General features: G+C 53.2%; 28 protein-coding genes. 20 read left to right on the forward strand and 8 right to left on the reverse strand.

What is annotated here, in order from left to right; genetic code table 11:
• Nucleotides 1-94 precede the first annotated feature (94 nt).
• The gene (locus tag PUT07_RS28580) at nt 95-418 is read left to right on the forward strand and encodes a hypothetical protein (protein ID WP_274472192.1); all 324 of its coding nucleotides are present in this window, start codon (nt 95-97) and stop codon (nt 416-418) included.
• Between the two features lie 73 nt (nt 419-491).
• On the opposite strand, the gene PUT07_RS28585 is transcribed toward PUT07_RS28580, so the two are convergent.
• The gene (locus PUT07_RS28585; protein ID WP_274472193.1) at nt 492-1,457 is read right to left on the reverse strand and encodes an aldolase catalytic domain-containing protein; all 966 of its coding nucleotides are present in this window, start codon (nt 1,455-1,457) and stop codon (nt 492-494) included.
• A gap of 168 nt (nt 1,458-1,625) precedes the next feature.
• On the opposite strand from PUT07_RS28585, the gene PUT07_RS28590 reads away from it, so the two are divergent.
• The 4 genes from PUT07_RS28590 (at nt 1,626) to PUT07_RS28605 (ending at nt 5,425) form a co-directional block, all read left to right on the forward strand.
• Complete coding sequence (locus tag PUT07_RS28590) at nt 1,626-2,453, forward strand: inositol monophosphatase family protein (RefSeq protein WP_274472194.1); 828 nt, start codon at nt 1,626-1,628, stop codon at nt 2,451-2,453.
• A gap of 70 nt (nt 2,454-2,523) precedes the next feature.
• On the forward strand, nt 2,524-2,934 hold the full coding sequence (locus PUT07_RS28595; protein ID WP_274472195.1) for a hypothetical protein: 411 nt from the start codon (nt 2,524-2,526) through the stop codon (nt 2,932-2,934).
• Nucleotides 2,935-3,110: 176 nt separating this feature from the next.
• A complete protein-coding gene (locus PUT07_RS28600) occupies nt 3,111-3,890 on the forward strand; it encodes a hypothetical protein (RefSeq protein ID WP_274472196.1) in 780 nt (259 codons plus the stop codon).
• A gap of 179 nt (nt 3,891-4,069) precedes the next feature.
• Nucleotides 4,070-5,425: a dicarboxylate/amino acid:cation symporter gene (locus PUT07_RS28605; protein WP_274472197.1), complete on the forward strand. Its 1,356-nt coding sequence runs from the start codon at nt 4,070-4,072 to the stop codon at nt 5,423-5,425.
• Between the two features lie 100 nt (nt 5,426-5,525).
• Here the strand turns inward: PUT07_RS28605 and PUT07_RS28610 are convergent, their stop codons facing one another.
• Both PUT07_RS28610 and PUT07_RS28615 read right to left on the reverse strand, forming a co-directional pair.
• Nucleotides 5,526-6,779, reverse strand: coding sequence for an NAD(P)/FAD-dependent oxidoreductase (locus PUT07_RS28610; protein ID WP_274472198.1), 1,254 nt, complete (start codon nt 6,777-6,779; stop codon nt 5,526-5,528).
• Between the two features lie 226 nt (nt 6,780-7,005).
• Nucleotides 7,006-7,884 (reverse strand): FAD:protein FMN transferase, encoded by an 879-nt coding sequence (locus PUT07_RS28615; protein WP_274472199.1) that lies wholly within the window; start codon nt 7,882-7,884, stop codon nt 7,006-7,008.
• Between the two features lie 232 nt (nt 7,885-8,116).
• Here PUT07_RS28615 and PUT07_RS28620 point away from each other — a divergent pair, with 232 nt between their 5' ends.
• Nucleotides 8,117-8,800 carry a response regulator transcription factor gene (locus PUT07_RS28620; protein ID WP_274472200.1) on the forward strand — a complete coding sequence of 228 codons (684 nt, stop codon included), beginning with the start codon at nt 8,117-8,119 and terminating at the stop codon, nt 8,798-8,800.
• A complete protein-coding gene (locus PUT07_RS28625; RefSeq protein WP_274472201.1) occupies nt 8,797-10,317 on the forward strand; it encodes a sensor histidine kinase in 1,521 nt (506 codons plus the stop codon). The genes PUT07_RS28620 and PUT07_RS28625 overlap by 4 nt, the downstream gene beginning before the upstream one ends.
• A 59-nt stretch (nt 10,318-10,376) precedes the next feature.
• On the opposite strand, the gene PUT07_RS28630 is transcribed toward PUT07_RS28625, so the two are convergent.
• The 3 genes from PUT07_RS28630 to PUT07_RS28635 all read right to left on the reverse strand — a co-directional run bounded on the left by PUT07_RS28630 (nt 10,377) and on the right by PUT07_RS28635 (nt 11,535).
• The gene (locus tag PUT07_RS28630) at nt 10,377-10,724 is read right to left on the reverse strand and encodes an IS3 family transposase (RefSeq protein WP_274472202.1); all 348 of its coding nucleotides are present in this window, start codon (nt 10,722-10,724) and stop codon (nt 10,377-10,379) included.
• A gap of 51 nt (nt 10,725-10,775) precedes the next feature.
• Entirely contained in the window at nt 10,776-11,084 is a 309-nt protein-coding gene (locus PUT07_RS35670) for an IS3 family transposase (RefSeq protein ID WP_379240885.1), read from the reverse strand.
• Nucleotides 11,085-11,238: 154 nt separating this feature from the next.
• Nucleotides 11,239-11,535, reverse strand: a complete 297-nt coding sequence (locus tag PUT07_RS28635; protein WP_274472203.1) for a helix-turn-helix domain-containing protein — start codon at nt 11,533-11,535, stop codon at nt 11,239-11,241.
• A gap of 1,077 nt (nt 11,536-12,612) precedes the next feature.
• Here PUT07_RS28635 and PUT07_RS28640 point away from each other — a divergent pair.
• Nucleotides 12,613-13,695: a hypothetical protein gene (locus PUT07_RS28640; protein WP_274472204.1), complete on the forward strand. Its 1,083-nt coding sequence runs from the start codon at nt 12,613-12,615 to the stop codon at nt 13,693-13,695.
• An 81-nt stretch (nt 13,696-13,776) separates the two neighbouring features.
• Here PUT07_RS28640 and PUT07_RS28645 read toward each other — a convergent pair whose 3' ends face one another.
• Nucleotides 13,777-14,898: a metallophosphoesterase family protein gene (locus tag PUT07_RS28645; RefSeq protein WP_274472205.1), complete on the reverse strand. Its 1,122-nt coding sequence runs from the start codon at nt 14,896-14,898 to the stop codon at nt 13,777-13,779.
• A 173-nt stretch (nt 14,899-15,071) separates the two neighbouring features.
• Here PUT07_RS28645 and PUT07_RS28650 point away from each other — a divergent pair, with 173 nt between their 5' ends.
• From PUT07_RS28650 to PUT07_RS28660, 3 genes are read left to right on the forward strand one after another with little or no spacing between them, the layout of a single operon-like run.
• Nucleotides 15,072-15,440, forward strand: coding sequence for a GntR family transcriptional regulator (locus PUT07_RS28650; protein WP_274472206.1), 369 nt, complete (start codon nt 15,072-15,074; stop codon nt 15,438-15,440).
• On the forward strand, nt 15,440-16,330 hold the full coding sequence (locus PUT07_RS28655; protein ID WP_274472207.1) for an ABC transporter ATP-binding protein: 891 nt from the start codon (nt 15,440-15,442) through the stop codon (nt 16,328-16,330). Before PUT07_RS28650 ends, PUT07_RS28655 begins: the two co-directional genes overlap by 1 nt.
• A 2-nt stretch (nt 16,331-16,332) precedes the next feature.
• Nucleotides 16,333-17,016, forward strand: coding sequence for a hypothetical protein (locus PUT07_RS28660; RefSeq protein ID WP_274472208.1), 684 nt, complete (start codon nt 16,333-16,335; stop codon nt 17,014-17,016).
• Nucleotides 17,017-17,178: 162 nt separating this feature from the next.
• On the opposite strand, the gene PUT07_RS28665 is transcribed toward PUT07_RS28660, so the two are convergent.
• Nucleotides 17,179-17,409, reverse strand: coding sequence for a spore germination protein (locus PUT07_RS28665; protein ID WP_274472209.1), 231 nt, complete (start codon nt 17,407-17,409; stop codon nt 17,179-17,181).
• Between the two features lie 195 nt (nt 17,410-17,604).
• Here PUT07_RS28665 and PUT07_RS28670 point away from each other — a divergent pair, with 195 nt between their 5' ends.
• The 9 genes from PUT07_RS28670 to nadE all read left to right on the forward strand — a co-directional run bounded on the left by PUT07_RS28670 (nt 17,605) and on the right by nadE (nt 23,757).
• Nucleotides 17,605-17,901, forward strand: a complete 297-nt coding sequence (locus tag PUT07_RS28670) for a LiaF transmembrane domain-containing protein (protein WP_274472210.1) — start codon at nt 17,605-17,607, stop codon at nt 17,899-17,901.
• Between the two features lie 42 nt (nt 17,902-17,943).
• Nucleotides 17,944-18,639, forward strand: a complete 696-nt coding sequence (locus tag PUT07_RS28675) for a PspA/IM30 family protein (RefSeq protein WP_274472211.1) — start codon at nt 17,944-17,946, stop codon at nt 18,637-18,639.
• Entirely contained in the window at nt 18,608-19,069 is a 462-nt protein-coding gene (locus tag PUT07_RS28680; protein WP_274472212.1) for a PspC domain-containing protein, read from the forward strand. Before PUT07_RS28675 ends, PUT07_RS28680 begins: the two co-directional genes overlap by 32 nt.
• A gap of 3 nt (nt 19,070-19,072) precedes the next feature.
• Nucleotides 19,073-19,759 carry a PspA/IM30 family protein gene (locus PUT07_RS28685; protein WP_274472213.1) on the forward strand — a complete coding sequence of 229 codons (687 nt, stop codon included), beginning with the start codon at nt 19,073-19,075 and terminating at the stop codon, nt 19,757-19,759.
• Between the two features lie 193 nt (nt 19,760-19,952).
• A complete protein-coding gene (locus PUT07_RS28690) occupies nt 19,953-20,852 on the forward strand; it encodes a polysaccharide deacetylase family protein (protein WP_274472214.1) in 900 nt (299 codons plus the stop codon).
• Nucleotides 20,853-20,911: 59 nt separating this feature from the next.
• Nucleotides 20,912-21,817 (forward strand): hypothetical protein, encoded by a 906-nt coding sequence (locus PUT07_RS28695; RefSeq protein ID WP_274472215.1) that lies wholly within the window; start codon nt 20,912-20,914, stop codon nt 21,815-21,817.
• Nucleotides 21,814-22,206, forward strand: coding sequence for a DUF3905 domain-containing protein (locus PUT07_RS28700; RefSeq protein WP_274472216.1), 393 nt, complete (start codon nt 21,814-21,816; stop codon nt 22,204-22,206). Before PUT07_RS28695 ends, PUT07_RS28700 begins: the two co-directional genes overlap by 4 nt.
• Before the next feature lie 130 nt (nt 22,207-22,336).
• Nucleotides 22,337-22,774, forward strand: a complete 438-nt coding sequence (locus PUT07_RS28705; protein WP_274472217.1) for a BrxA/BrxB family bacilliredoxin — start codon at nt 22,337-22,339, stop codon at nt 22,772-22,774.
• A gap of 173 nt (nt 22,775-22,947) precedes the next feature.
• The gene (gene nadE, locus PUT07_RS28710) at nt 22,948-23,757 is read left to right on the forward strand and encodes an ammonia-dependent NAD(+) synthetase (RefSeq protein ID WP_274472218.1); all 810 of its coding nucleotides are present in this window, start codon (nt 22,948-22,950) and stop codon (nt 23,755-23,757) included.
• Nucleotides 23,758-23,851 lie beyond the last annotated feature (94 nt).

The following is a 23,851-nucleotide window of genomic DNA, read 5'->3' on the forward strand; positions in this document are numbered from 1 at the left end:
GCCCAGTCTTGCTTGAAACGTCCATTCGCCTAGTCCACGTTCACCCTTCCCGACATAAACTAGCACAGAGAAAACCGGCAAAGGAGCAGGATGCATGAGCATATCACCGGACAAAAGGGTGCGCGCCAAGACGATACAGCGAGTGGCGATATTGCTGCAGGATCAGGATGCAATCGGAAGAGTCTATGTGGAGCTTGAAGGCGGATTGAAGTCGCGCGAAGTGATGGTCGAAGCGTTGAAACGATTGGAGGATGGCTTGATTTATGCCGATGAGAATTGCAAAGAGGTTATCAATAGCGAATATATTGAATTATCCCGTAAAAAAGGAACGGGCCGCCGGGACGAAGAGGAGTTCATCTTCCTGATTGACCGGGAATATGCCGAGGATTACGTCGTTTCCGCCAAAATTATTAAATAAAAGAAAACCCCTTGCCGGGGTTCAAGGTAAAGCCTTGAACCTGCGGGCAAGGGGTTTGTTCACCCAATGCACATTAGCCTTTGTGGGAAGCAGGCACAGTCTCGACGGAAGTCAAACGGTCGTAGAAATCGACGAAGTTGTTTCTTTCCGGGGAGCTAAGCTGCGCCATCGCAGTACGCGGATGCTCATCCAGCGCGCCGACGATCATATAGGGGATGAGGTAACCCCAGTCCCACTTCTCGCGCATCGTGATCATGTGCTTTTCAATGATTTCAAGCACAGGACGGATGTCGTAGCGAGCGCCTTTCAGGTAGCTGAGCAGCAGCTCCGTCGTACAGTTGCCGGCTGCGCGGCCCATGCCGTACACGGAGGAGTCCAGGAACGATACGCCTCTGGAAGCGCCCGTAATCGTGTTGGCGAAAGCAAGCTGCATATTGTTGTGCATATGCAAGCCGAGCTCTTTCTCCGGCAGCAAGCGCTGGAACTTGGTCACGAGATAGTCGATATCTTTGGGAGCCATGCTGCCGTAGGAGTCTACGATGTAGACGACGTCAACCGGGCTTTTGTTAATTTCTTCGAAAGCTTCAACGAGCTCATTCTCCATAACGTGGGAAAGCGCCATGATATTCAAGGACGTTTCGTAGCCCATGTCATTAAACTTCTGTACAAGCTCAAGACCTTTGTCCACATCTTTGATGTAGCAAGCGACGCGAATCAGGTCAAGCAAGCTGTCTTCACGAGGCAAAATATCCTTCTCGTCCACACGGCCGATATCTACAAGAGCGGAAAGCTTGGTATCTGTCTTCTTGGTAATCACATCGCGCAGGAACGCTTCGTTTAAGAATCTCCACGGTCCGGAAGCTCCGCCTTTCAGCAGCTTCTCCGAGTTTTTGTAGCCAATTTCCATATATTCTACACCGGCTGCACTTAAGCCGCGATACATGTCTTGGACAAACTCCACACTAAAATCCCAATCGTTCACCAGACCGCCGTCCCGAATCGTACAATCCAAAATCTTGTGTTGATGATGCTTAACCATGCTCCGTATAGCCCCTTTCGACTGCTCATGTCGCTTAAGATTTTGCTATATTATCACTTATGAAGAGGTGGCTTGTCAATGCAGCAGGCTTCATATCTGTCAACTTTTGCAGGCAACATATGGTAAAATGGTCGAAGTGTGATAGATCCTGTCAGGGGGAATGGCTGAATGAATCGTAACGAATTGACGCATGCCAGAGAGATTGCCGCACAAGCGGCGAAGAAAGCAGGGGAGTTGGCCAGAGAGAGGTTCGGCAGCAAGCTGGCTGTTCAGCATAAGGATGATCGGGGCGATTTGGTGACGGAGATTGATGAGAAAGCGGATCAGTTGATTGTCGCCGCTATCGCGGCGGCGTTCCCGGAGCACCGGATCTATAGCGAAGAGGCCGGCGAAGGCGGAGCGGCCAGCGAGTGGGTGTGGCAAGTCGATCCGCTGGACGGGACGAACAATTATGCGCTGGGCATCCCGCTTTACGGGGTTTCCGTCTCTTTAAGTTATCAGGGCCGGATTATGCTGGGCGTCGTCCATGACTCGGCACTGGGGATCGGGTATTCGGCCGTGAAAGATGAAGGCGCATGGCAGGATGGCATCAAGCTGAAAGCGCAGCCCGGCGGCGCATTGGCCAAATCCACGATTTCGTGGATTCAAGGCCATGGCGTGGGCAAAGACGACCGGGACGCCCTTAAGCTCAGACATCATCTGGAGCACTCGTTGAAAAGGGTGCTGCGCGTATGGGCGCCGTCCCTAACGTGGGCGATGCTTGCCAGAGGGGACCTGCACGGTATTGTCCTGTACAATTCCGAGGGTGAGGATTTGTATGCGGGGCTGCTGCTGGCGCAGGAGGCGGGGGTGAAGGTGACGGACTTCGCCGGTCGCCAGCTTGCTGTACTGGGCGGTGCCGCGCCGCAAGAAGCGGAACTGCCGCCTTGCATCGTGGCCGCGGTGCCTGCGTATCATGACGAGCTGCTGCGATTGGTGCAGGATGCGTTGAAATAGAATAGGAGGGGAACAAGTTGCAGAAGCTAATGGCAGACTTTTCATTTAGTGGAAGAAAGGATGCTAGAGGATGAAGAACTTTGTTCCTATTTTTTTTGAATTCGAGAAGGAGCGGGATGCCCTGCTGGCCCTCGATACGCTCGAGGAGCTGGGCTACAAGCCTGAGCTGCTGGAAGGCGAGCGGTCGACGCTGCACATCCATCTCGACGATCAGGAGATGACCTCAGCGCTCGAGATCGCGCAGGCTCACGGCGGTCGCTTGGTGGAGCGGCAGCCTGAGCAGCAATCGGAGGCGTCGGCATACGCGATGGCCTACGACCTCGAGGGCTCGATCCGCATTCCGGCGCACACGGTGAATGAGGATTGGCCCGACGGCTATGCCGCCTCGACGGACGCCGACGCCGTGCCTAGCGACGAGGAGGCGGCCTTCGACCCGTCCTCGGACGACTACAACCATTTCAGCGCCGGCATTCGCATCTGACATTCGGCAAGAAGCTCATACCGCTGCTGGAGGGGGCGGAGCCGACCGCTTGGGACTGGCCGGCTTTGACCGGGCGGCCGCCTTTTTATGGCAGATGGCTTCTGAAGGCGTAACTTTTCGCAGGCTGCAAACGTCTGGTAGATATAGGAAGCCAAACGGAGAAGGAGCGGGTCGCGATGAGAAGACGTTACGTAGGGGCTGCATGGGCAGCGGTACTCGTCAGTTTGATGGCGGGATGTATGGATGATCGAGCGGTGAATGGCAATGCAGGCGGGAGTCCAAGCGCGAGCGGAAGCCCTGCGGGCACCATCTCGCCGGCGCCTAGCACTGCTCCAACCGTATCTGCCCCGCCGGTGAAGAAGCCGAATCCGGTGACAGCGGAACCGGCCGCCACGGCACAGCCGACGAAGCAGCCTGTGCCGACGTCTTACGCGAAGGAAGCCGATGCGAAGAAAGCGATCGAGCAGCGTGCCCAAGACACGGTCCAAGCGCTCAAGGACCACGATATGAGCAAGCTCGCGAAGCTCGTGCATCCGAAGAAGGGCGTGCAATTTTCGCCGTATTCCCACATTGACACTACGCATGATGTCCGAGTCCAAGGAAGCGGACTGGACGCGCTATGGACAGATACCAACACAACGCATTGGGGCACGTTGGACGGCTCAGGGGACCCGATCGATCTGACTTTCCCGGACTATTGGAACAAATTCGTATACAACCAAGATTTTGCAGCGGCGCCGCAAACCAGCTACAACACGATTCTAGGCAAAGGGAATATGGTCAACAATGTGTTCAGCATCTACCCGGTTGCGTCGTTCATTACGGTAGAATATCATTTCCCTGGCATCGATCCGCAGTTTCAGGGAATGGACTGGACCAGCCTGAGGCTCGTTTATGAGAACTCGGGCGGACAATGGTACTTGGTGGCGGTCGTACATGATCAGCACACAATGTAAACTTCGTTCGTAAATCGGTTTGCAATTCGCAAGAAAACCGCATTTTACCTCGCTTTTTCGAAGGTAAAGTTCGGTTTTTTTTGCGTTTTTGAAAATTAACCATTGACAGGTAACTCCTTATGTCATATTCTTATGGCATTAACCCGAGTAAGTACGTAGGAATTAAGGAGATGATTCTAGTGCAAAACAACCTGGTCACCGCATTTTCAACGAACTGGGTCAGCTTAGTTGTATCCATTCTCATTATTGGTTTGCTGTTTTTCTTGGCCAGAAAAAGAGTAAGCTTCGGAAACCGCGTTTTCATCGGTTTGGGTCTAGGACTGGTAGCCGGTATCGTATTTAACCAACTGCATTTGGAGTATAAGAGTGTAAGCACGATCGGAACGATTTATGTCAACTTGATCAAAATGCTCGTTATGCCTCTAGTCCTCATCCTTGTTATTAATAGTATTTCTTCATTATCTTCGTTAGGCCAGCTTCGCAAATTGGGGCTGAAAACGATCGGCTGGTTCTTGTTAACAACCGGTATCGCCGCCATCATCGGTCTGGTCGTTGCGCTGGCAATCGATCCGGGCAACGGGATTGCACAGGCTGTGCCGAAAGATTTCAAAGCAAGAGAAATTCCGACGTTCTCCCAAGTTATCCTCGATCTGGTGCCTTCTAACCCGATCAATGACATGGCCACAGGCAAAGTCGTGCCGGTTCTGATCTTCGCGATCTTCGTAGCCGTAGCGATCGTACACATCGGCTCCAAGAAGCCGGAAAGCGTTGAAGCAGTCAAATCTTTCATCACTTCGGCTACAGCGGTCGTTCACCAAGTCGTCAAGTATGTCATTCGTCTGACACCTTACGGTGTATTCGCACTAATCGCAGCTATGGCGGCGAAGTACGGTTTGGAAACACTCGCTCCGTTAGCGAAAATTATTTTGACTTCGTATGTGGCATTAATCATCCACTTCGTCCTGATCTTCGGCGGATTGGTGCTGCTGGTGGCGAAAGTTAACCCGATTAAATTTTTCAAAAAAGCGTATCCGACCATCGCTGTCGCATTTACAACACGAAGCAGCTATGCAACGCTGCCGGTGAACTTGGAAGTCATCACGAAGCGCCTTCGCGTATCCCCGCGTATTGCTTCCTTCGTAGCGCCGCTTGGCGCAACGATGAACTTCAATGGCTGCGGCGGGGTTTGGCCGGCGGTTGTGGCGATCTTCGTAGCGAAGGTTTACAATCTTCCGATGGGGCCGTCCGAGTATTTCATTCTTATCCTGGTGAGCGTCATTTCCTCCATCGGTGTGGCAGGTGTTCCGGGTCCGGCGGCCATCTCGACGACGGTTGTATTAACAGCTCTTGGCTTGCCTCTGGAAGGTATGGGGCTTGTGCTTGGCGTTGAGGCGCTGATCGACATGGGCCGTACAGCGGTTAACGCAACGGGCACAACGGTTACGGCGCTGCTTGTAGCGGAATCCGAAGGGGAATTCGACCGTGCGGCATTCGATCGTGACGAGGAAGACGATCTCGAAGCGGTTACAGCATAATAAATTAGCAAAAAGGCTGTCCGAAGTCATATTAATGACTCGGGCAGCCTTTTTTTATGTTCAAAAGCATCTGACGGAACCGACGGAGGTGCTTCCGCATTTAGGGCTGAGCCGCGCTGGTGCCGGCCGTGTAGCCGGTTGAGAAAGCGGCTGTAATATTATATCCGCCGGTATAGCCGTGAATGTCCAGCACCTCGCCGCAGAAGTACAGCCCGTTCACCAGCTTCGATTGCATCGTGCTCGGCTCGATTTCTTTGAGATGGACGCCGCCGCCTGTCACGAAGGCTTCCTCAATCGACAGCGTGCCGTGAATGCGCACGGGGAAAGCTTTCATCAGCTTGCAGAGCTCGAGCCATTTCTGCTTCGGAATGTTATCGTACGTCAGCTGCTCGTCCAGACCGGTTCGCTCCAGCAGCATCGGGATCAGGCGCTCGGAGAGCAGCCCTTTGAGCACATTCTTAATCGCTTTCTTGGCCTCGGCCTGTGCCAGCGCCATGCTCTCTTTATACACATCGTCCGCACTTCGATCCGGGAAGAGATCCACAGTGAGCAGCACCTCCCGGCGCTCCGACTTGGCCAGCTCCTTCACGACGAACTGGGAGCAGCGCAGAGCGATCGGGCCGGACAGTCCGAAGTGGGTGAAGAGCATGTCTCCCCGGTGGGAGACGATGGCCTTCCCTTTAGCGTTCCACACGGTCAGGGACACGTCCCGCAAGGAAAGCCCCTGCAGCTCGCGGCCGCGGATCCAGGCTTCCTTCGAGGTCAGTGGAACCTCGGTCGGGAAGAGCGGCGTGATCGTATGCCCGCCCGCCTCGGCCCAGGCGTAACCGTCTCCCGTGGAGCCGGTGTGCGGGACCGAGCAGCCTCCCGAAGCGATGATGACGGCGCGGCTGTTCAGCTTCTCGCCGGAATGAAGCTGGACGCCTTGGACGGCTCCGTCTTGGTACAGCACTCTCTTCACCGGGCTGTTCGTCCGGATCTCCACGCCCTGCTTGCGCACTTGGCCGATCAACGCGTCTACGACGGTCTTGGCCTTGTCGCTGACGGGAAACATTCGGCCGTTATCCTCTTCCTTCAAGGGAATGCCTAATCCTTCAAAGAATTCGATAATGTGCCTGTTGCCGAACTGCGTAAGAGCGCTGTACAGGAAGCGCCCGTTGCCCGGAATATGCTTGATCAGCTCGTCCATATCCTTGTTGTTCGTAACGTTGCACCGGCCGCCTCCGGAAATCCCCAGCTTGCGGCCCAGCTTATCCCCTTTATCCAGAAGAAGCACCCGGGCTCCCTGCCGGCTTGCCGCAATACTGGCCATGAGGCCGGCCGAGCCTCCGCCGATGACGATGACATCATACATCCTGCAATACCTCTCGTTCATTTTTGGAAAATTGTATCACGATTTCGATCCAAACCCAAATGATACGAGGGGAGAATCCGCTCTTCCGAAGAGCAGAGCAATACATGTACGCCGCATTATACTAACAACCTGTGGATAACTTGTTGATAAGAACCCGCGGATTGTGGGTAAATCCTCAGGGTATTGTGGATAATGTGCGCAATTATGTGGATAAAGGTTCCAAGTCTTAGGATACCTTATCTTGAAAATGATAGTGATCGATGTGCATATCGATCCATCTGCGCTGCAGGGAGGCCTTGTTCCCGAAGTAGTGGAGCTCTTGTGCAGACGAAAGGACAACCGCCTCGCATACAGATGTGCGTGCGCCCATCAGCTTCAGGCCCTCTTGGATCCCGAGCTGCGCCAGCGTCCTTGCCCATACCTGGCACTCCACGAGATCTTGCCCGGCTACGGTGCATTGCACGACGTCGCTTACGGGCCCCGAGGCAGGATGCTCGAGCCGGCTATAGGTCGCTAGGGAACCTTCGGGCATCGCGACGGCGCCCAACTTGGCGCTAGGCTGCCAGGGACTCTGAATGCCGATGACCCACGGATCGATGCTTGCCAAGTTCCGGCCCCACACGGTAATAGCGCCTCCGGCCAGGATGAGGCCTTGCTCCATGGACAGCCTTTTCCGCATATATTCCGCTAACCGTTTAACCGCCCAGCCATGCTCCAGCCCCCTTAAGTCGATGTTCGAATCCTGGGGAATCTTAATCGATTTCATGGAAGGGTCGACTTCCCATTCAAGGGGAGAGGCCTGCGTGCCGTGAGCTAGAAGCGGGTTGTAGCAGCCGTCGGTTACCGCTTGGTACATTTCGGCTAGGAATAAGACCTCGAGCATGGTATTCGAGACCATGCAGTTTTCGCCGGCCAACATATTCAGCAGAGCGATTTCACTGCCCGCCAGCAGCGGATTGAACCGCTTCTCGACGTCGCGAAACCAATCTTCGGTGATTTGCGTTACAAGGGAGCGGTCTTTCTCGCCGCAGCGGAGCAGCATTTCGATTTCAGAGTCCAATGCATGGAAATGAAACGAATGAAAGGATGGGGTGATAGGCTCCATAAGGTTTCCTCTTTTCTTTGATGTCCTGCCGTTGATGAACCTATTATAGAGTCATTAACTGAGATTCAATTGATAGTTGGCTGAAAAAATACTGAAAGAAATGACCGCGGGCGGCCATTTCTCTTACTTTCAGCAAGCTTTCAGCTTGTGCTCAGGTTGCTTTTAGGCAGGATATGGGATACTGACTATAGAAAAAGTTCTGTATTGAATCGAACACGGAGGTACACACCCCATGCGCCAATTAAAAGGAATCAAAATTTTGCTCGTTGACGACGAGCCTCATATTTTAGAATTTTTGGAGCTCGGCCTGACGAATGAAGGTTTCGAAGTTATGACTGCTACGGACGGGCTCTCCGCCATTACGACGTGCAATAAATTTCAACCTCATATTGCGATTCTGGATGTGATGATGCCGGGAATGGACGGTTTCGAAGTGTGCCGGATGCTCAAGAAAACCGAGAACATCGCCGTCATTATGTTGACGGCCAAAGATGAGATCGATGACCGGGTGAAGGGGCTGACCCTCGGAGCGGACGATTACATGGTCAAGCCGTTCAGCTTTGAAGAGCTGCTGGCCCGCATCTATGCGCGGATTCGGAACCATTTTCCCAACCTATTCGGCGAGGTTGTTATCGGACCGCTCCGCATGGACGACCGGCGCAAGGAGATCAGCCTTCATGACAAAGTGCTGGAGCTGTCTCCTACGGAATATGAGCTGCTTAAATTCATGGCCATTAATCACGGCCTGGTGCTCAGCAAATCGATGATCCTGGATAAAGTCTGGGGCTACGACTTCGGCGGCGAAGAGAACATCGTGGAGGTGTACATCCGATCCTTGCGAGATAAGCTGGGCGATAAGGAGCATAAGCTGATCCGCACGATTCGCGGCGCCGGCTACCGGATGGATCTGACATGAAGCGGAAGGGCCGGTTTGCCGATCTCTTCGTGATGAGTTCCTTGAAATTTCAGCTGCTGTCCAGAACGCTGCTGGTCATGTCGGCGCTGCTGCTGCTGATTGGCGTTTTCCAATATGTCGTCATGCAGCGGTTCATGTATCAGAACAAGGCGGAGACAATCCGCAACCAGCTTGCTGCGCTTCCTCCGAATATGTGGCAGCGCTTCGGCATGCTGGACGGCCAGAGCGCGTTGATAACGAAGCAGGAGTCGAATCGGGATAACCACAATTATGGCGGAGACCTGAAAGACCCCGAACGGATATTCATCTCGGAGCTATCCATCGCCTTGATTGATAATCAAGGGAATTATAAGCTCATCTCTTCGCCATTCGCGGAGCCGACGCCTCAATTGGATCAAGCGGAGTATCTGGAGCTCATGAGCAAGAAAATGAAGCTCAATCACCGCATTATGAAGGACGCCAGCGGCAATGAGCAGCTGGTGGTGTTTCATCAAACCGGCGGAGAACGCGGCGGACCCGGCGGTCCGGGGGTTCAAGGACTAATTCAAGCCAGTGCCAGCGTCGCGCCCATTCGGGACGTTCTGTTCCAGCAGCTGCTTACGTTCGTCTTCCTTTCTTTGTTAGCTATGGTGATGGGGCTGTTAGGCTTCCTGCCTGTGTTAAGGCGGACGCTGGTTCCGCTCTCCAATATGGTCGATACGGTCAAACAGATTGATGCCGGCAACCTTAACGAGCGTTTCCCCGAGCATCAAGGACAAGTGGAGATGGATCAGCTGGCTGCTTCCTTTAACGGGATGTTGGAGCGGTTAGAGATTTCGTTTGAAGCGGAGAAGGAAGCCAAGGAGCAGATGCGCCGTTTTGCAGCCGACGCCTCGCACGAGCTGCGCACCCCGCTCACCTCGATTCACGGCTTCCTCGAGGTGCTGCTTCGCGGAGCGTATCAACAGCCGGATCAGCTGTTGAAGGCGCTGAAGAGCATGCACGGCGAATCGGTCCGCATCAAGAAATTGGTCGAAGACCTGCTCATGCTGGCCCGGCTGGACAGAACCCCCGCCTTTCAGAAGTCGGAAGGCGTTCTGGATGAGCTGCTGCATGAGATGGAGCCGCAGCTTCGCCTGCTGGCGGGGGAACGTACCGTTACGTTCAGCTTGGCGCCGCAGACCCGGTATGCGTACGATCCGGATAAAATCAAGCAGGTTGTCCTCAACCTGTTTCACAACGCCATTCAGCATACGCACCCGCTGACGGGCAAAGTCGATCTGACGCTGGAACGAACGGCGTCGGGCGTGGAGATTGCGGTGCATGACAACGGGGAGGGGATTGCCCCGGAGCATATACCGCATTTGTTCGACAGGTTCTACCGCATCGATTCCTCGCGGGCGAGAAGGAGCGGGGGCGCTGGCCTCGGCCTGTCGATTACCCACTCCATTGTGGAGCTTCATGGGGGAACGATCGAAGTGAGCAGTGTAGCAGGGGAAGGCAGCACTTTCAAGGTGCTGCTGCCCTTGGTGAAATGAAGAAGGCCCTTTCCTGGTAGATGGTCAAGACCCCAAATTGTAGACATTGAAAAAAAGCCCTATACGGCAAGCTGGCGCCGATACTCTATCGGTGTCAGCTTGTTTAGCTTTAATTGGATACGTTCTTCATTATAAAATTGGATAAAAGCCTCAATTCGTTGTTGAGCTTCTTCAATCGAACGGATATCATATGGGTAGAGCGCTTCCGCTTTAAGATGCGAGAAGAAGCTTTCCATAGCGGCGTTGTCTAAACAATTACCGCGACGCGACATGCTGATTTGGGCGCCAACCGTAGGCAGCATGTCGTGGTAAGCATGAGACGTGTACTGGAATCCTTGATCGCTGTGAACGATCAGCCCAGTCACGTCTTTATGCTGTTTAAAGGCCTTCTCAAACGTCTTTATCACTAACTCATTGTCGTTGCGATGACTGATGTGAAATGCGACAATGTCGTTGCCTTATAGATCCTTGATGGCCGACAAGTAAAGTCGCTGATCTCCTACGCGGTACTGTGTGACGTCGGTAACCCATTTGTTATTCGGCTTTGATGCCGTAAAATCTCTATTTAACAAATTTGGAGCAACTCGACCATCTGACTTCATAACTTGATATGCACTAAAATACGGACGCTTAGCTCGAATAATAGAACGAATACCGAGTTCTTGCATAATGCGCAGAACCTTCTTGTGGTTCACTGTTTGGTCATGCTGTCGTTTTAGTTCAGCTGTAATCCTTCGATAACCATATGTGCCCTTCCGTAGGTCTATACAGCTTGAATGAGTTTCTTAACCTCCCTATCTGGATCTTGTTCTTTACGGTTCAGATAGCGATAGTATGAACTTCTCCAGACGCCCAATATCTTGCATAGCTGCACCACCGGATATATGTTTGATGCTTCTTCGATGATGGCGTACTTTCCTCTTACACCTCCCGTTTCCAGATTTCCAAGCACTTTTTTAACATCGCATTTTCTCTTTCGAGTTTCTTATGTTCGCGATCCTTGTCGATATACTCCGTTCTACGGCCTCGCTGATCAAGTAGACCAAACTCTCCCTGCTCACGGTATTTCCTCATCCACTTCTTTACACGATCTTTATCTTGAATGGCTAGATGCTCCGTGATTTGTCGGTACGTCCATTTTTCCACTAGATGCAGACGTATCGCCTCAAGCTTCGTTTCCTCTGGATAAGTATTGTACGTTTGTCCCTTAATCCCCATAAAAAACACCCCTTAGAATTCATCGGATTAACCAGTGGGGTTTTCCAATGTCTATTCTAAGGGGTGCACATTAGAAGCCGGGGGAGGGCTTTTTTTGATGGGCAATACAAGCCCACCGTCACTCCGCTTTTTTCCGTGAAATGAAGACTTTACTAGCGGGAGGTCGGAATGCTTCAAACCTATCGACAAACTTTCATAAAAAAACCCCATTTAAAAATCAAAATGCCGAAAAGTCCAGGGGACTTCTCAACAGTCAGAAAATCTCTACTTGTGAGAACCTAGCAGGAAACGTTCCAGTAAAAAACATCGATAGAGGGATAACCGTTACTTTTCATGGATTAACAGGGGGCTTTGGGAAATTCCAGTTACGCCCTGCGGCAGATCAAGAAAGATCAGCTCCCTTATCGGGATACCCGCCCATACCGGGAGTTTCTCCTGTTAAATGCAGCCTGAAGGATTCTCAAATGCTGGATAACTGGAAAAGCTCCTGTTAATCGGCCAGTCCCCGCAGTCTTTACGTGGAATGGTGATAAATTAAGGGGAGGAAATCCCTTTATTCGTACAAATGGGCTAATATTCTCAGGAATAACGGGAGAAATTCCAGTTACACCCTGCGGCAGATCAAGAAAGATCAGCTCCCGTATCGGGATACCCGTCCATACCGGGAGTTTCTCCTGTTAAATGCAGCCTGAAGGATCCTCGAATGCTGGATAACTGGAAAAGCTCCTGTTAATCGGCCAGTCCCCGCTGTCTTTACGCAGAATCGGGATAAATTAACGGGAGGAAATCCCTTTATTCGTACAAATGGGCTAATATTCTCGGGAATAACGGGAGAAATTCCAGTTACGCCCTGCGGCAGATCAAGAAAGATCAGCTCCATCAACGGGATACCCGTTCATACCGGGAGTTTCTCCTGTTAAAATGCAGCTTGCGCAGCCATTCCCATTTTCAGCCAATGCTCAGAAACCTCTCAACCAACTCTCAGTTTATACTCAGATGGGTTTCAGGTTAGGCATCTATACTAGGTTTTGTAAGGAACAAACAAACAAAAATTAAAAGAAAAAGGTGGAAACAAACATGAAAACTATCTCCAGAAAAATTCTTACAGGTTCGCTGATCGCATCTTTCGTACTTGGTGTTGGTTTTGTTGGAGCTCTACATAATCAAGCATTTGCAGCAACAGATACCGCGGCGAGCAGCACGACAGCTGCACCGGCGCAGAAGGCGGGCTTTGGTAAAGGCGGCAAAGATTTCGGCGACCGCGGCGGCTTCCGTGGCGGCAGTGTCCTGAAGGAAACGGCGACGATCCTTGGCGTTGAGGAAAGCGCGGTGCAGGAAGCGCTCAAAGCGGGCAAAACGTTGGCTGCCTTCGCAGAGGAGCAAGGCATCGCGAAAGCGGATTACCTGGCTAAGCTGGTTGCCGCAGAAACGACTGCCATCAACGACCAGGTGACGGCAGGCAAATTGACGCAAGAGCAGGCGGATAAAATCTTGACAGGGCTCTCCGATCAATTAACGAAGCAAATTGACGGCACCAAAGGCGGCTTCCCTGGCGGCGATCGCGGCGGTAAGGGTAAGGGGTACGGCGGCGGAAACCTCGTGCAAGAAGCGGCAACCGTTCTAGGCGTAGAGCCAAGTGCCGTGCAGGAAGCTTTGCAAGCAGGCCAAACCTTGTCCGCCTTCGCAGTGGAAAAAGGGCTGACGGAAGCCGATTTCGTAGCGAAACTGGTTGCCGCCGAAACGGCAGCTATCCATGCTGACGTTACAGCCGGCAAGCTGACGCAAGAGCAGGCGGACAGCAGACTGCAAGATCTTTCCGACCGCATTACCAAGCAAGTGCAAAACACACGTCCAGTAGGCGGAGAAGGGCGCGGATTCGGCGGCCACGGAGGTCCTGGCGGATTCTTCGGTAACCCGGATGCGGTAACGACCATTCTGGGCATCACGCAAGACGAGCTGAGAACCGAGCTGGAAGCAGGCAAATCCATCGCTGACGTAGCTGCAGCGAAGGGCATCAGCGAAGACGATCTCATCAGCAAAATCAAAGAGTCCATGACCGACAGCATCAAGCAGCATGTGGAGCAAAAGGGCGCGCCGAAAGGTCCTAGGGGCGCAGCCCAACCAGCGCCGACTGCGCAGACGCCTGCGGCCGCAAATTAATCGGCCGTCCCCCGGCTGAAACAAATAAAAACTGCCAGACACCAGGCCCATTGTGAGCCTTCTGTCCGGCAGTTTTTTTGTTTATTTCACATCGTACCCTTTGGCAATGGAAGGTTCGATCCATCGCTTCGTCGTATGTTCGCGGCGGTGAATTACCACGCGGTCCTTATACACATCCACGACGAGACTCTGGCTGACGCCGATCGTCTCCGGTTCGTTCTGCGCGTTCCATACTTCACGGATCGACGCACTGGAAGCGGCCAAGAACTTCAGCTGCTTGACCTGGTTGGTCGTCTCAAGGTTCCAGTGCGTATGGCCGCTGAACATAATAACGTTCGGATGCGCATCCAGCAGCGCCCGGAGCTCCTGGTGCTGGACGACGCCCAGCTCCCGGTCTGTCCCATCCAGCGTCTGCGGCAGCGGCTGGTGCAGGAACACGAACACCGGCTTGCCGCCATCCGCGGCGTCCGCAGCCGCAAGCCGTTCGCGCAGCCATGCAAGCTGCTCGGGGGAGAGGAACGCATCCTCCTTGTAGGCTGCGTTCACGTCGCGGTACGCTTCCCCGCTGAGGAAGAGGAAGCGGTAGCCCTCCACGATAAGCTCGTGATAAGGCTTATCGTAGCCCCACATGCGGTTGAATAACGCGACCGCCTTCTGGCTCGACCAGGATGGATTCATCCTCGATGTATCCATCCCGCCGTTCGGCGTCCGCCAGACGCCGTAGTAGTCGTGGTTGCCCATGGTTGCGTGCACAGGGGCATGCGGCTGACGGCTCAGCAGCCACAGCAGGCTCCGGTAGTCGGCTTCGCTGCCGCCTGTGAGGTCGCCGTTCAGAACGAGCAGCTTGCTGTCCGGGCGCACCTTGTGGTGGTCGGCCAGCGCGCGGGTGAGCAGCAGCTCGGACACTTGGTCTCCGGCGGTGATATGAATGTCGCTGAGCACTGAGAAGGAGAACAGCGGCGCAAGCGCCGGCGGATCTCCCAATGCGCTGCCCGCGGTTCCTGCGCCGGAAACAGCGCCAAGCCCGACGGTGCGGGAATTCGGCACACCACTGACGTCGCTGGATGCTGCTCCTAAGGCAGCCGATAATCTCGTGCCCGGCACGATGCGTTCATTGGCCTCAATCCCTGCGCTGTACGCCGTAACCGGCGCCGAAACGAGCAGCAGGGTCACCAAGGCCAGTCGTAGTTTGGATGAAAACATAGCGATCTAACCTCTCATGGAAGTAATGGAATGGTATTTGGTTCTAGTGGTATTCCCAATTTCGAGGGGATTTATGTTCGGGGACGCCCAAATCGAGCGTCGCCTGTTGACTTTTATGTTCATTGGTTGTATGGTTAATTACATGAGTAACTAACCAATGTGGTGGTGAGGGAATGAGAATCATGATGGACGACAGCCGCCCGATTTTCGTACAGATCGCGGAGCGTATCGAAGATGACATTATCGAGTCAAGAATGCCGGAGGAGTCGCAGGTGCCTTCTACGAACCAGTTTGCGGCTTTCTATCAAATCAATCCGGCGACCGCGGCGAAAGGCGTTAATTTGTTAGTGGATCAAGGGATTTTGTACAAGAAACGCGGAATTGGCATGTTTGTAGCGGAAGGAGCGCGAGCGAAGCTGATGGAGAAGCGGAAGGAATTGTTTTATGAGCAGTACGTGGTGACGATGGTGAAAGAGGCGGAGAAGCTTGGCATCACGGTGGAGCAGTTGACGGAAATGGTGCGCAGAGGAGGGAAAGCGTAATGGCGGGTATTGTGGAAGTTAACGGATTGACGAAGTCATATGGGCATGTCACGGCGGTTGACAATGTCAGCTTCAAACTGGATGAGCATAAAATTTATGGTTTATTGGGCAGAAACGGCGCCGGTAAAACAACGATCATGCACATGCTTACGGCCCAGCAATTTGCCACTAGCGGGGAGCTAAGGGTATTCGGCGAGGCGCCTTTCGAGAACTGCCGTGTGCTGAATCAAATTTGTTTCATCAAAGAGAGCCAGAAATACCCGGAAACGTACCGGGTCGTCGATGTGCTCGAGGTGGCCAAATCCCTGTATCCGGATTGGGACGACGCGTTCGCCAATGCGCTGCTGGAGGATTTCCGGCTTCCGCTCAAGAGGAAGGTCAAGAAGCTCTCGAGAGGTATGCTCTCGTCGGTCGGAATTGTTGTCGGGTTGGCCAGCCGCGCTCCGCTGACCATCTTCGATGAGCCCTATCTGGGCTTGGATGCCGTCGCCAGAGCGCTATTCTACGACCGGCTGCTTGAAGACTATGCCGAATACCCGCGAACGGTTATTCTTTCGACGCATCTGATCGACGAAGTCAGCCGCCTGCTGGAGCATGTGCTCGTGATCGATAACGGCAAGCTGATCCTGAATGAGGATGCGGACGCGCTGCGCGGCCGTGCCTGCACAGTCTCGGGCTTGGCCTCAGCAGTAGACGCTTTCTCGCGGGGCAGGGAAGTACTGGACCGGCAATCCATCGGCGCCGCGGCGACAGCGACGGTACTAGGTGCCCTGAACGAGCGGGACTGGAAGGAAGCAGAGTCGCTGGGGCTTGATTTTACGCCGGTTTCGCTGCAGCAGCTTATTGTTCATCTGACACGTACACCGGTTTCTGGAAAGGGGACGGAGTAAGCATGAATCGAGTACGCAACGTTATTAAGCTTCATATGAAGAACAAAATGTCATGGATTTGGGTGCCCTGGATGATTCTGGGCTTGAATTTCGTCATCAGCTTCGTTATAGCGTTGTCGCTGAATGAGGATGAGACGATGAATACGGGGGGACTATTCTCCGTCTTTATTTACATGCTGGTGACCGGTTCGGTGACGTTGAAGGATACGTTCCCGTTCGCGTTGGGGCTTAGCATTCGCAGGAAGGACTATTTCCTCGGAACCGTGGCGATGGCTTCGCTGGTCAGCCTGTTCACATCGGTGCTGTTGACGGTGGTGTCCCTGTTGGAAGACGTCACGGGAGGGTGGGGTGTGCGTCTGCACATTTTCAAAGTCGCTTTCCTGAGCGACTTCTCGCCGATCGTAGCTTGCGGCATTTATTTCATCATCCTTCTGCATATGTACTTTATGGGGTTTGCCATCTCCAGCGTTCACCGGCGTTACGGCGGTGCGGGATTGCTGATCTTCTTCATTGCCGCAGCGCTGCTAACGACAACAGGTGCCTTGCTGTTCAGCCATTTTGCGCTGTGGGGCCTCATGTTTGCCTGGATGGCGCATCATTATTTGGAGCTTTTTTGGTGGATGGTTCCTGTCGTAGCCTTTTATTTAGCGGTATCGTATGGCCTGCTGCGCAGGGCGGCTGTTTAGTAAGGGAAGCCCGGCAGAGGGAGGGAGAATTCCCCGCGTATAATGCTTAAGGAGCTACAGGACACTCTCCCGTTGGCTCAGGAACGGCTGATAGTTGTGGAACGTTCGCGAAACGAAGCAAAAGCAAAACAAAGACCTAGCCGCAGGCTAGGTCTTTTGGTGTTACACCACATTGTTCGTATTGGTATCGATCAGATCCGGATCACTAGTGTTCGCACTGCCGTTCAGAACATTCTGGACACTGCCGAAGCTATCCCCTGGGGAAAATGAGTTGGCACCCGCATATATCTTGGAATTGCTCGATAGCCGAATTAAGGCGGTATCGCCGATCTGGACATTCGAACCCGAGTTCACACTAAGAATTTTGATACCTCCGTACACAACTGAAGGCATTGGTTCGCCCTCCTTCCCGATCCCTAACTATTGTATGTACACAGAAGCCCATCTGCCACTCAGAGGTCGTAGAAACGCCCCGACTAAGGTCTAGGATCAAATACCGTCCGCGGTCCGTTTTGGCCAGACGCGATTTTACCTAGAATAAAGACATGAACAAGAGCACAGCACATAACGAAAGGCGGTGACAAAATCATGAAAAGAAATACGGGCTTAGCCGCTCTGCTAATCGCATTCGGCGCATTGATTCTGCTAAACAAGCTGGGCATTCACTTGGGACCGTTCATCGGTTCGGTGATGGAATACCTCATTCCGATCGCCATGGTCGGTCTGGGCTACATCGGCATCCAGAACGGCAATAAATTCGGATGGATCATTGCAGGGATTGGCGGTGTCATCCTGCTTGGCAAATTGGCCGGATGGATCATTATTCTCCTGGCGATTGGATTGATTGGTTACGGGGTTTCGATGTTGACTAGAAGAACCGTGTAAATAAGGTTGGCAAAACAGAGAGTGAAAAAGGTGGTATGAGAGATGAGCCTATTTCGGCGCATGAGAGACATTACCGTAGCATCCCTGAATGAACATTTGGAACGAGCCGAAGATCCGGTTCGGTTGATTGACCAGTACTTAGCTGCTCAGCGCGAACAGCTTCAACAGTCCGAGAGGCTGTACCAGCAATGCGTAACGCACGCAGCTTCGCTCCGGCAGCAGTATCTGACGGCGCTGGAAACCAAAGAGAAGCGCGAGCATCAAGCGCTCTTGGCTCTCAAGGCCGGCGAAGAACATATGGCACGAATCGTGCTGCAAGAGAAGTTACAAGCGGAAGAGAAAAGCGAGCAGTACCGTGAATTGTATGAGCAAGCGAAGCAATCCATCCTTGAATTGGATGAGGAGCTCCAGCAGCTCAAAGCCGATTACAAAGAAGTTGCCGACAAACGCAGCTACTACTTGGCCCGTATGGAATCCGCCAGGCTGCAGCAAAGAATGCATGCCCGCAGCAGCGTGTCGCAGGATGCGTCACCGCGGATGTTCGGCCGGTTGGAAGAGCGCGTATCCGATATGGAGCTTCACGCAAGAACGCTCCGCGATGTAAGACGTATGGGCCGCGAAAGCTTTTACGGCGGGGGCAACCCGGCTGTAGACGCTGAGCTCGAGGCTCTGCGAAACAGACTGAATCAGGAGGGAACAACCAATCATGAGCAAATTGTACCGCTCACGAAGAGATAAGAAAGTGACCGGCCTGTGCGGCGGACTCGCCGAGGCCATGAATGTCGACGCGACGCTGCTGCGGTTGCTCGTGGTCATCACGACATTTTTCACCGGAGGAACCGTCCTCTTCATCTATTTCATCGCTGCAATCGTCATTCCGAAAGAGCCTGGCTACGACCACCCGCCGTATGACCCCTACGCCGGTTCGTACCGTCCGTACAATGGCGGCGGCTGGAACGCGCACAAGCCTTATCCGGGTCAAGTGCCTCCGCATCAGCAGCAAGCTGGCTTCGGCGGTCCGCATGCGGCCGGCCCAACGAACAACATTGATGAAATGATGAAAGATATCGAGAAGAAAGCTTTGCAAAGAGAAGTTGAAGAACTGAGAGCCAAAGTCGCTCGTTTCGAACAAAAACAACCAATTGATATTAAAAAAGGAGACGTGTAAACCATGGGAGTATTTACAAGAATGAAAGATATGACAGTAGCATCGATTCACGAGGTATTGGACAAAATTGAGGATCCGATCGTGATGCTGAATCAGTATCTGCGTGACATGGAGCAAGAAATCGCTCAGGCTGAAGTCACGGTAGCCAGACAAATCGCTTCCGAGCGCAAATTGAAACAACGCCTCGAGGAGTCCGTCCGCTTGGCTGCGGACCGTGAAGCCAAAGCTTCCGCAGCGATCAAGAACGGCCAAGAAGCTATTGCCCGCCAAGCCGTTGAAGAGAAGCTGTATCACGAAGATAAAATTGTCGAGTACACGGATCTGCACGCTGCCGCTAAGGCCCATGCGGATGAGCTGACACAGCAGCTGCATGAAATGAAAGACGAATTCTACAAAATGCGCAATAAACGCAACGAGCTCGTATCCCGCGCTCAGCTTGCAAAAGCCAAGAAGCAAATGGCGCAAGTATCCTACAACGGCGTTATCGAGAGCGGCAACGCATCCCGCGGCTTCCAACGCATGGAAGAGAAGATCATCCAGATGGAAGTCGAAGCGGAAATCGCCCGCAAGCCTTACGTATCCGCAGGTACAGTAAGCAGCTACACGCCGGTCGATGTGGCGAAACAAGCGAAGGTCGACGAGCAGTTGAGCCTGTTGAAAGAGAAGCTGAACGGCAACGCTGCAGAGTAAGCTGCCGGTGTGCATGGCCATCCTTAGGTAGATTTTGTGCCTGGGATGGCCTTTTTTTGCGTTTTTTCGGAAGGAAGACAAGGGGATCTTCGTTCTTATTGTCAGATTTCCCGGGAAATATTGGGTTTAATGTCGAAAGGGAGGAAAGCCATACTAACTCTGTTCCAGATTTGAGTGAACGGGGGAGATTAGGATGGCCGATAGAAAACGGTTGGCTGGCTTTTATGCAATAGGTTTCATAATCTTCGTTGGGGCAGCCGGATGGACAGCGATGCATATCCATACCGAGCAAGCAGGACAAGGGCCCGGACAGGTGGGAGCAAGTGTGCCGGGTCTGATGCTGGGAAGCAGTCCTGAACCGGTATCGGAACAGGGAGGTCGGCAAGATGAGCAGGATGTCCCGGTTGTCGAGACGAGACATTTCTACTCCGGACCTCCGCATGCGCCATCTTCTCGGGACAAAGTCGCGTACTTGACCTTCGATGACGGGCCCTCCAAGAGCACAAGAGAAATTCTTCGCATTTTGAAAGGCTACGGTGTGCCGGCAACCTTCTTCGTCGTAGGAACGCAGTCCCCGGAAGGGAAGTCGCTTTATCGAGAAATCGCCGCTGAGGGGCACGCGCTTGGCAATCATACCTATTCGCACGATTATCACCGTATTTACCAATCCGCGGAGGCTTTCATGAAGGACGTGCGCAAGCTGGATCAACTGCTGGAGGAGACGATCGGCTACCGGCCTGATATTCTGCGGTTTCCTGGAGGATCCAATAATCATTTGGGCAGGAAGTCCGGCGGCAAAGGAATCATGAGCAGGCTGGCCGGCAGGGTGCAGGAGGAAGGGTATCAGTATTTTGACTGGAACGTCAGCTCGACGGACGCCGCCGCTCCTGTTCAGGATAAAGAAATGATTATCGAATCCGTTTCCAACGCGAGCCGAGGGAAGAATCAAGTCATCGTCCTTATGCACGACAACACATACAAGAGAACGACGGTTGAGGCGCTGCCTGTCGTGATCCGCAAGCTGAAGATGGCGGGATTCCGCTTCGATAAGTTGGACAAATCTTCGTTCACGTTTCAATTCCTTAAGCCATAACTGTTGCGGATCCCGGTTCCTCTCGCTACGATAGGAGTAGAAGAGAGGTGGGACCCGTCATGATGCCGGATGTATTACAGTTAGGACCGTTACAGTTGCAAGGCAAACTGGCTGCGCTGCTGCTGGCGTGCGCACTGGGCTTATGGCTCATAAGGCGCTCGGGAAGGCTGTTCCGGGTGCAAGAGAATGGGAAGGACCGGGAAGAAATCCTGAGGACGAAGTCAATTGACGATATCGTCTTTAACGGGGGCATGATCGTGCTTCTAACCTGGAAGTTCGGGGTTTTTCTCTCGCAGCCTTGGCTCCTATGGACAAGTCCGCTGAAGCTGCTGATGGTGACGGGCTCCGGAACGGAAATCATCTGGGGAGGCCTGCTGGCAGGCGGCTACATGTACGTTCATTTGCGGAAACTTCGTATCCCGGTATACTTATTTCTTGATTTATGTGCGGCCGGTGCGACGGCTTCAATCTTGCTGTACAATGCGTTGGTTCCGGCATACGGATTGCCGACGGAGCTGCCTTGGGGAGTCGGCGCACAGGGTACCGTCTCCCGCTTTCATCCTTATGGGGTTTATGCGGCGCTGCTGCTGGTGCCATTGCTTGTGTGGCAGCTTGTTTATGCCGCTAGGAAGGTGAGTTTCGGGAGCGGTCTCCTATGGAAGTACTCGCTGATCTATGGCGGGGCTGCCGGGATGCTGGCCAGCTTCTTTGCGGCGGTTAAACCGGTGGCGATGTATTTGAGTTTGGCGCAGCTCGTCTTTCTTTTCATGCTTACCGTTGGAATGCTCCTCCCTGCTTTGGCACATAATACAGGCAGAAGGGAGCTGAGTGCAATGAATCAGAACGATTCCAAAACCCAAATCCAGCAAGAACAGCAAAACAAAGAGCGCGAAAAGAACGCATCTTCCGGTAAAGAGGGGTTCGTCGATAAAAAGCTGGACGGACCTAACCGGCCATCGACATGAGTCAAGATCCGAAGAAACCGGCTAAGGCCGCTGCGAAATCGGACAATCTTGACCCGTTCGAGATTAATTTCCTGCCGCAATTCGAGCAGGGACGCGGCCCGCGAGAAGCGTTCGTCAACGAACACGGCGTCGTTATCGGCGACCATGAATATTCGTCCCCGAACTCTCCGCTGGAACAGTGGACGGAGGAGACCGACCCTACGGTCATGGCCGGAGACGAATGGGTTCATCCGTATAAGGATATTGGGTTCCATAGCGCTGAGAATCGCGATTACTTTGAAAAAGGAATCGTGCCGCAAAGCGGTATTTATACGCATCCGGACAAAGATGTTTCGTACGAGCCGGGTGAAATTTCGAGTACTCGCAGGAAGGATGAGGCGGAAGCTTAATAGCTTTCGCTTTATTTCTGTTGGGACAGGCAAGGCTAAAAGACTTTGCATTCATCGTATTCGGATGTATAATATAAGCTGTAACGATTACGTTTTGAGAGTAACTATTAAATCCTAAGGGGTGGCACATATGGCAATGTCTTTTGATTCCTACATGAAAGATATGGTTAAACCGATGAGAGAAGATTTGACTCGTCTGGGCGTTACGGAGCTTCTGACTCCGGAGCAAGTCGAGGAAGCAATGGAGAAGTCCAAAGACGGCACGATGCTGCTCGTCATCAACTCGGTGTGCGGCTGCGCAGCAGGTCAATGCCGTCCGGGCGTGGCTAAAGCGCTGCAGAACGATACGCTGCCGACTTACACATATACAGTGTTCGCAGGTCAAGAGAAAGAAGCAACGGCCAAAGCGCGCGAATATTTGGCGCCTTACCCGCCTTCTTCCCCATCCATCGCTTTGTTCAAGAACGGTGAGCTGGCGCATTTCATCCAACGTCACCAAATTGAAGACCGCTCCGCTGATATGATCGCCGGCGATTTGATCGGTGCTTTCAATCAATATTGCAAATAATTAACGGCATAAACCTATCGGTACGACTCGCGATTGCGCATTTGGCAATGCGGGTCTTTTCCTTTTTGTGGGCGAAAATGTTGCGGTTGTCCTTTAATTTTGATGGTCAAGCGTCTATACTAGATTTCAAAGAGGTTTGGTTCACTACTTAAAGAGAAAAGGTGGAGAGAGGCATGAGTTTGCAAGCGGAAATTATCGCAAAGCTCGGCGTGAAGCCGGAAATCGATGTTGATCAGGAAATTCGCAAGCGCGTGGATTTCTTGAAAGATTATGTGCTCGGCGCCAAAGCGAACGGCCTGCTGATTGCGATAAGCGGCGGGATCGACAGCGCCGTAGCGACGGGGTTATGCAAGCAAGCGACGGATGAGCTGACCGCAGAGAAGGGCACCGAGTACAAGACAGTCGGCGTGTTCCAGCCTTATGGCCAGCAAGTGGACATCGAAGACAGCTATGCGGTAGCCAAAGCGTTCGACTTGAAATACCAAATCGAGAACAATATCGAAGAGGCTGTCGACGAAATCGCGATTGAAGTTGAGTACGGACTCAAGCATATCGGCGTTCACCAGCATGTAAGCCGCGGCGGCAAAGGCAACATCAAGGCGCGGACGCGCATGGTGATGCAGTATGCGCTTGCGTTCGAACTGGGCTTGATCGTCGTGGGCACCGACCATGCCTCCGAGGCGATCACGGGCTTCTTCACCAAGTATGGCGACGGTGCGGTCGACATTACGCCGCTTAGCACGCTGAACAAGCGGCAAGTGCGTGCGCTTGCAGCGAAGCTCGGCGTACCGCAGAGCGTGCTCGATAAGGCGCCGACGGCCGGCCTGTGGGACGGACAGACGGACGAGAACGAGCTTGGCATTACATACGGCGACAACAGCGACTACCTGGAAGGCAAGCAAATCGACCCTGCGGTCCAAGAGAAATTGGAGAAGCAGTATCTCAAAACGGAGCATAAACGGATCCCGATTCCGGGTATATAAAAAATCCCCCCGACCTGATGTGGTTGGGGGGATTTTGTGCGTGTGAGGGGGCGGCGGGAGGCGGCGCCCCCTTGGTACGGCGGGGGCGGAGGCG

Source organism: Paenibacillus sp. MAHUQ-63 (genome assembly GCF_028765165.1).
Lineage (GTDB): Bacteria > Bacillota > Bacilli > Paenibacillales > NBRC-103111 > Paenibacillus_E.

Coding starts and splice junctions, on each gene's coding strand:
- PUT07_RS28635 (WP_274472203.1), bottom strand. CDS start 11,535: ATGGGGATTAAGGGACAAACGTACAATACTTATCCAGAGGAAACGAAG.
- PUT07_RS28660 (WP_274472208.1), top strand. CDS start 16,333: ATGAATCGAGTACGCAACGTTATTAAGCTTCATATGAAGAACAAAATG.
- PUT07_RS28590 (WP_274472194.1), top strand. CDS start 1,626: ATGAATCGTAACGAATTGACGCATGCCAGAGAGATTGCCGCACAAGCG.
- PUT07_RS28695 (WP_274472215.1), top strand. CDS start 20,912: ATGATGCCGGATGTATTACAGTTAGGACCGTTACAGTTGCAAGGCAAA.
- PUT07_RS28600 (WP_274472196.1), top strand. CDS start 3,111: ATGAGAAGACGTTACGTAGGGGCTGCATGGGCAGCGGTACTCGTCAGT.
- PUT07_RS28655 (WP_274472207.1), top strand. CDS start 15,440: ATGGCGGGTATTGTGGAAGTTAACGGATTGACGAAGTCATATGGGCAT.
- PUT07_RS28665 (WP_274472209.1), bottom strand. CDS start 17,409: ATGCCTTCAGTTGTGTACGGAGGTATCAAAATTCTTAGTGTGAACTCG.
- PUT07_RS28685 (WP_274472213.1), top strand. CDS start 19,073: ATGGGAGTATTTACAAGAATGAAAGATATGACAGTAGCATCGATTCAC.
- PUT07_RS28680 (WP_274472212.1), top strand. CDS start 18,608: ATGAGCAAATTGTACCGCTCACGAAGAGATAAGAAAGTGACCGGCCTG.
- PUT07_RS28615 (WP_274472199.1), bottom strand. CDS start 7,884: ATGGAGCCTATCACCCCATCCTTTCATTCGTTTCATTTCCATGCATTG.
- PUT07_RS28580 (WP_274472192.1), top strand. CDS start 95: ATGAGCATATCACCGGACAAAAGGGTGCGCGCCAAGACGATACAGCGA.
- PUT07_RS28645 (WP_274472205.1), bottom strand. CDS start 14,898: ATGTTTTCATCCAAACTACGACTGGCCTTGGTGACCCTGCTGCTCGTT.
- PUT07_RS28675 (WP_274472211.1), top strand. CDS start 17,944: ATGAGCCTATTTCGGCGCATGAGAGACATTACCGTAGCATCCCTGAAT.
- PUT07_RS28595 (WP_274472195.1), top strand. CDS start 2,524: ATGAAGAACTTTGTTCCTATTTTTTTTGAATTCGAGAAGGAGCGGGAT.
- PUT07_RS28625 (WP_274472201.1), top strand. CDS start 8,797: ATGAAGCGGAAGGGCCGGTTTGCCGATCTCTTCGTGATGAGTTCCTTG.
- PUT07_RS28610 (WP_274472198.1), bottom strand. CDS start 6,779: ATGTATGATGTCATCGTCATCGGCGGAGGCTCGGCCGGCCTCATGGCC.
- PUT07_RS28700 (WP_274472216.1), top strand. CDS start 21,814: ATGAGTCAAGATCCGAAGAAACCGGCTAAGGCCGCTGCGAAATCGGAC.
- PUT07_RS28670 (WP_274472210.1), top strand. CDS start 17,605: ATGAAAAGAAATACGGGCTTAGCCGCTCTGCTAATCGCATTCGGCGCA.
- PUT07_RS28640 (WP_274472204.1), top strand. CDS start 12,613: ATGAAAACTATCTCCAGAAAAATTCTTACAGGTTCGCTGATCGCATCT.
- PUT07_RS28585 (WP_274472193.1), bottom strand. CDS start 1,457: ATGGTTAAGCATCATCAACACAAGATTTTGGATTGTACGATTCGGGAC.
- PUT07_RS28705 (WP_274472217.1), top strand. CDS start 22,337: ATGGCAATGTCTTTTGATTCCTACATGAAAGATATGGTTAAACCGATG.
- PUT07_RS28690 (WP_274472214.1), top strand. CDS start 19,953: ATGGCCGATAGAAAACGGTTGGCTGGCTTTTATGCAATAGGTTTCATA.
- PUT07_RS28620 (WP_274472200.1), top strand. CDS start 8,117: ATGCGCCAATTAAAAGGAATCAAAATTTTGCTCGTTGACGACGAGCCT.
- nadE (WP_274472218.1), top strand. CDS start 22,948: ATGAGTTTGCAAGCGGAAATTATCGCAAAGCTCGGCGTGAAGCCGGAA.
- PUT07_RS28650 (WP_274472206.1), top strand. CDS start 15,072: ATGAGAATCATGATGGACGACAGCCGCCCGATTTTCGTACAGATCGCG.